Origin of the sequence: Weissella sp. DD23 (assembly GCF_001579105.1) — a bacterium.
Taxonomy (GTDB): domain Bacteria; phylum Bacillota; class Bacilli; order Lactobacillales; family Lactobacillaceae; genus Weissella; species Weissella cibaria.
In genome coordinates, this window is sequence record NZ_KQ970394.1 from 94,720 (window position 1) to 99,596 (window position 4,877).

5 protein-coding genes are annotated in these 4,877 nt (G+C 39.1%); 3 read left to right on the top strand and 2 right to left on the bottom strand.

All coding sequences use genetic code 11. The features are described 5' to 3' along the window. The coding region (locus tag WEIDD23_RS07870; protein ID WP_062358893.1) for a hypothetical protein at positions 1–590 on the top strand (590 nt) is incomplete at its 5' end. A 359-nt stretch (positions 591–949) separates the two neighbouring features. Here WEIDD23_RS07870 and WEIDD23_RS07875 read toward each other — a convergent pair. Next, positions 950–1,249: a type II toxin-antitoxin system RelE family toxin gene (locus WEIDD23_RS07875; RefSeq protein ID WP_010370921.1), complete on the bottom strand. Its 300-nt coding sequence runs from the start codon at positions 1,247–1,249 to the stop codon at positions 950–952. Then, entirely contained in the window at positions 1,246–1,590 is a 345-nt protein-coding gene (locus WEIDD23_RS07880) for a hypothetical protein (protein WP_010370918.1), read from the bottom strand. The genes WEIDD23_RS07875 and WEIDD23_RS07880 overlap by 4 nt, the downstream gene beginning before the upstream one ends. A 573-nt stretch (positions 1,591–2,163) precedes the next feature. Between WEIDD23_RS07880 and WEIDD23_RS07885 the strand changes: the two genes are divergently transcribed. Both WEIDD23_RS07885 and WEIDD23_RS07890 read left to right on the top strand, forming a co-directional pair. Further along, positions 2,164–3,006 carry a hypothetical protein gene (locus WEIDD23_RS07885; RefSeq protein WP_010370915.1) on the top strand — a complete coding sequence of 281 codons (843 nt, stop codon included), beginning with the start codon at positions 2,164–2,166 and terminating at the stop codon, positions 3,004–3,006. 554 nt (positions 3,007–3,560) lie between these two features. After that, a complete protein-coding gene (locus WEIDD23_RS07890; RefSeq protein WP_010370911.1) occupies positions 3,561–4,637 on the top strand; it encodes a hypothetical protein in 1,077 nt (358 codons plus the stop codon). The last annotated feature ends 240 nt before the right edge of the window (positions 4,638–4,877 follow it).

The following is a 4,877-nucleotide window of genomic DNA, read 5'->3' on the forward strand; positions in this document are numbered from 1 at the left end:
ATGATCACGGCAAGTTATACACTGGCTTCCGCTTCTACATGGGTACGTACTACTGGTTTATCAATGGTGTTCGTCAAAACCAAGGTTGGCGTTCTGCTTGGGGTATGACGTACTACACAGACAATACTGGACGTGCTGTCCAGGGCACTTACAAGGTTGGTTCAACTGTGTACGACTTTGGTAACAACGGTACATTCTTCTCACGTGGTGTTGTGAAAGATGCGTACGTAAATGTTCCTGGTGTTGGTTGGCGCTGGGTTCAAAATGGAAAGATGTTCACTGGATTTAAGTTCTACATGGGTACCTTCTACTGGTTTGAGAATGGTATTCGGCAGGACAATGGTTGGCGCCATGCATGGGGTATGACCTACTACACGGATAACCAAGGACGTGCTGTCCAAGGTTGGCGTAACATCGGTGGCAAGAACTACTACTTCGGTAACAACGGCACATTCTTCTTGCGCAACACCCAGCCAGCACAACCAACGACACCATCTGATCCTAACGCTAACGGTAAGGGTGATAACTTCAACCCAGGTGCTGTTGTTGACAGTGGGAACAACAACGACAAGTGGGACGTTTGGGGATAATCTAATCACAGATTGACTAAACTACCCTATGATTGAATTTAAGGGAATCGCCGTGGCGCTGTCTGTATACATCCACGACAATTCACAGTACAACGGTGGATACCGTTGGTACTAAGACGGTAAGCTATACACGGGCATCCGCTTCTAAATGGAATCTTGACTGTTTCATTGACGGTGCTCGTCAAAACTCTGGTTTTCATCGACTTTCGAATACATTTGAGCTATTGGTGTTTTTATTTTTTTGAGAATGTTTGTAAAACATAAAAAACGGCGTTGGTGATTTCTTAGCGAGACCTAAAAGAATAGAACCTTAAAAAAGCAGTGCGCATCCAAATTTCTGGGTACGCACTGCTTTTTGTTTAAAGGTTTATCCGTCTAGCAGCCTGCTTGAAGGCGAGGTCATCAGAGCGTTTTCCGATAACGATTATTTCTGCAACGATTGGACCTTCATCCGTTGGCATAAAAATAATTCTTAAGCCTAGTCGTTTCATTTTAATTTCCCTCAGCATAATGAGGTTACCAGCTAACGGCTTGCCGGCATTATACGGATCATTTTTAATTTTTTCTAGTCCCTTGTCTACTTGGACTTTCTGAGAACCGTCAAGTTTCTTATAGTCAGAAACTGCTTCTTTTAGCCAGGCTAGGCCACTATTGGTCATGACCATTCATCCTCGATTTCTGATAAATCAGTATTCACGGCATCACCACGAACTTCAGAATCTGAGAGTCGTTCTCCATTGTCGTTTAATAAGCGTTGCAATGCGATGATTTGGTAGGCCTGTTCATTTACTAGGTCTGTTAAGTTTGAATTTTCTTCTTCAAGAATTTCTTTTCGTTCAACGTAGCTAGTTGATACTAGGTTTGCAACTGGCTCATTCCGGTTGAGGATGTAGATGGGCGTATTGGTGGCATGTTGAACGTTATCAATTGCCTGTGTTGGAGACTTTTTTAATTCAGACACACTCATGAGAATGGCGTCTGCGTGTACTTTAGTTGCCATAAGTTACTCTCCTTTTTTGATTATCGTTATTATACCATGAAAGGTACTTCTAATAGCACTTTTAAACGTACGATAGAAGTTAATGAAGTGCGTTATTCAAACGCTAGAAATATAACGTCGCATTTAAATTGATAGTATAGAACTTTGCCAGAATATACATGAATTTACTGTACTCAATATAAAATGTTAAATGGTCATTCTGGTGTTGGATATACACTTATACGACAATAAGAATAAATATTTAAGGGCAATAGAACGTGATACGGAACCTGTGACCGATGAGCAAGGTCGCTGGACTGGTGATTTTAGAATAGGACGGACAACCAGGTCTTATTACAAGGGATCGAAAAATCCATTCTTTAAAATTTCTGAATAAATGACGTGTTTTATAAAGGCCAAATTGGATTGCTAAAATAGCAAATTTTATTGGATTTGTATGTGACGTGACTTTCTTATTCTAAATAATTGGACTGCACTTCAAGGTGACTGCCTTTTTTAAGGATTTTTATTATAAAACAATACTATTAAAGTATAATCTAAATCATCTGTTTTAATATTGGAGGAATTAGAGAGATGGCAGAAGAGAATACGGTGACGGGTTTAACGCCTACAGAAACGGACAAAAACACAGCATTATATATGTATGGTATTTTTGATCGAAAAGAGAATTTGGAAAAGAATATATCTGACGCCAATGCGGAAGTTGCAGAGTATGGCGCTCAAATCAAAAATGGTGAGGCGATTCTTAAGCAATATACATACGGTAAAACATTGTTATTGCAAAACAGTAAGGTAGTTGCAGCAATCGCATACATTATGTTTATTACTGTTGCTACAAGCGTCGAATATGTTGGTTTAATTTTGGGAATTGTGGTAGCTGGCGCTATTGTATGGGGTTACACAAAGTTTAAAACTCGGGGAGTAAAGGAGTATGTGGCCAATGCTCGTGAACAGTCTCAACTTTGGCAGAATCAATCAAATCGATACCAAAGTCTATTGAACGAATTCTTGCATGATGAGGAAGTCGCTAGCGCACTAGCCATTTGGCCTCACGATATGCAAACTTCTTTTGACGCTGCAAATGTATTTGACCTAATTCGTGTTGGGCGAGCTGATTCTTTGAAAGAAGGGTTTAACATTTGGAGTACGGTTTCACATCAGCAACGAATGGAACAACTTCAAGGTCAATCAGTCAATTTGTTGAACAACATGAATGGCAACATGAAGCAAATGGCACAACAACAACAAGTGGTTATCCGAAAGATCGACGAACAAATTGTATCTGCACGAGCTAACACAAAGAGTTTGATTGCTGCACAAGCGGCATCAACTGCAGCAATTGTTTCTTCAATCGGCGCTGCCTCGGTTAATAATGAAAACGCTATTGCTTCAGCCGCACGTTCTCTTCGTCGATAAGTGAATCATAGGGTTGTTCATGTTTTTAATAAATGAGTACTTCTAAAGTAACGATTTGAAAATTGAATCAGACTTCAAACATTCCAGCAATGTCAAATCTCGTGTATGACATTGCTGGTTTTATTTCCCCGTTTTTAAACCTGAAAAACATTATTTTGTAAACAATTCGATAAAAAATGATTGTAAATGATATTTTTTTCATATATTTTTAGATGCAGATTAACCAACTGCTTATAAGTGACTGGTGAGTTACATGAATCAATCACATCTTTCTTATGAGTGTTTAATGCTCGTATAACCAGCATTCTAACGCCTGTCCTGTTGGATAGGCGTTGTTTGTTATGTGAGTCCATTCGAATATAGAAGTATAAATTTTCTGATTAATTGTATTGATTTATCCAGTAAAAAAGACCTCTTTAGTATGCAATTTGAGTTGAATTTTATTTAATCTTGTGTAGAAAAAACACTGAGCCTAGTTTAAACTTAAAAAGTTGGTTTAAGTTATTCTTAAGCTGATAAGAGAAAAGAGAATCTATGTTACATAGGAGAGAGAAATGAAGAAAGCTATTTTTTCAGGGATGATCGCCATTAGTAGCTTGGCTATGTTTGCTGGACAGACTAATGTGTCAGCGAATGCTAAGTATAAGCCAGTGCCTAAGGTGAGCGTAACGTATCGTATGGTTGATTCGCGGACCGGAGCAGTTCTACGTACGCAAAAAGTCACATACAACAAAAATGCTAAGGCGGTTAAGAGCTACTCGGCAATTTATGGGTACAATACACCGCGTACAACAAATTTCAAAGTGGCGTATTCACAAACTAAAACGATCGGTTACACACCTAAACAATTTACGGTTACGAACCGTTTTTATAACACAGTGACGCATATGTATTTGGCAAATAAGACGGTGAGAGCTTATTACAACCAAAACTTTAATGATGCGCCAACTGTTGCTGGATACATCCGTCCGGCCGCGCAACGTTTTGTTGTAAAGGGAAATGTAACTCGAACTTTTAATGTGTTAGCAAATAAGGGAACCTTGCAGAACCCGGTAACGGTTGGTACAGCGACAACATTGGATAATAATTCAGTCGGTTTTTCTAATGATCAATATACTTGGGGTGTTCTTAAGTTGATAAATCCGGGTTATCGCGCAACTAGCACACGGACGATGAATGATTATTTGGCGAACAACCAGCAATCCAACTATAACAAGTGGCGCAATACGTACCTTTTCGGAGCGCAACAACTAACGCTTCCAGCCGGAAATGCTTGGTTATCGGTACCAGTAGACAAGATAGATACTGATCAAGTAATTGCCGTTCGTCTGTCTACTAAGGATGGTGCAAACATTATGAGTCCGCTATCCGTACAATCTGATCGGTTGATGTATTTAAACGGGTATAACCAGGCCACATTAACAACGAAGTTATACGGTAATGATGATAATGCTGCTTGGACGAGTGGGGGATTTACACCGTATTTTGACTATTATATTAATAATAAAGCGGGTAACGCCTTGTACTTCCGAGTGCCTAACACGATAATGACACAAGATTTACGTGTAGGGTTCCAATTGCGTACTGGACAGTGGGTTTACTACCGTCCAAGTGCAACATCGGTATATTAAGCTAGAACAATTTTTAGACTAATTAATACATCTTCTGATATCTGAATTTCAGTAGATGTACCAAAATAAGTCAATAAAGTGAGGGAAATTTGTCTAAAGACAGTAATGAGTAAACTAATCGTTTCTCCATTTAAGCTTTCACTGATAAAATAATAGTAGAAACAAGATTGGAGGAACGAATGTCATGACATCATCACTATATATGTTGTTCAATCAAACGACAGGGACTCCGGAATTAGG

Coding starts and splice junctions, on each gene's coding strand:
- WEIDD23_RS07880 (WP_010370918.1), bottom strand. CDS start 1,590: ATGGCAACTAAAGTACACGCAGACGCCATTCTCATGAGTGTGTCTGAA.
- WEIDD23_RS07885 (WP_010370915.1), top strand. CDS start 2,164: ATGGCAGAAGAGAATACGGTGACGGGTTTAACGCCTACAGAAACGGAC.
- WEIDD23_RS07890 (WP_010370911.1), top strand. CDS start 3,561: ATGAAGAAAGCTATTTTTTCAGGGATGATCGCCATTAGTAGCTTGGCT.
- WEIDD23_RS07875 (WP_010370921.1), bottom strand. CDS start 1,249: ATGACCAATAGTGGCCTAGCCTGGCTAAAAGAAGCAGTTTCTGACTAT.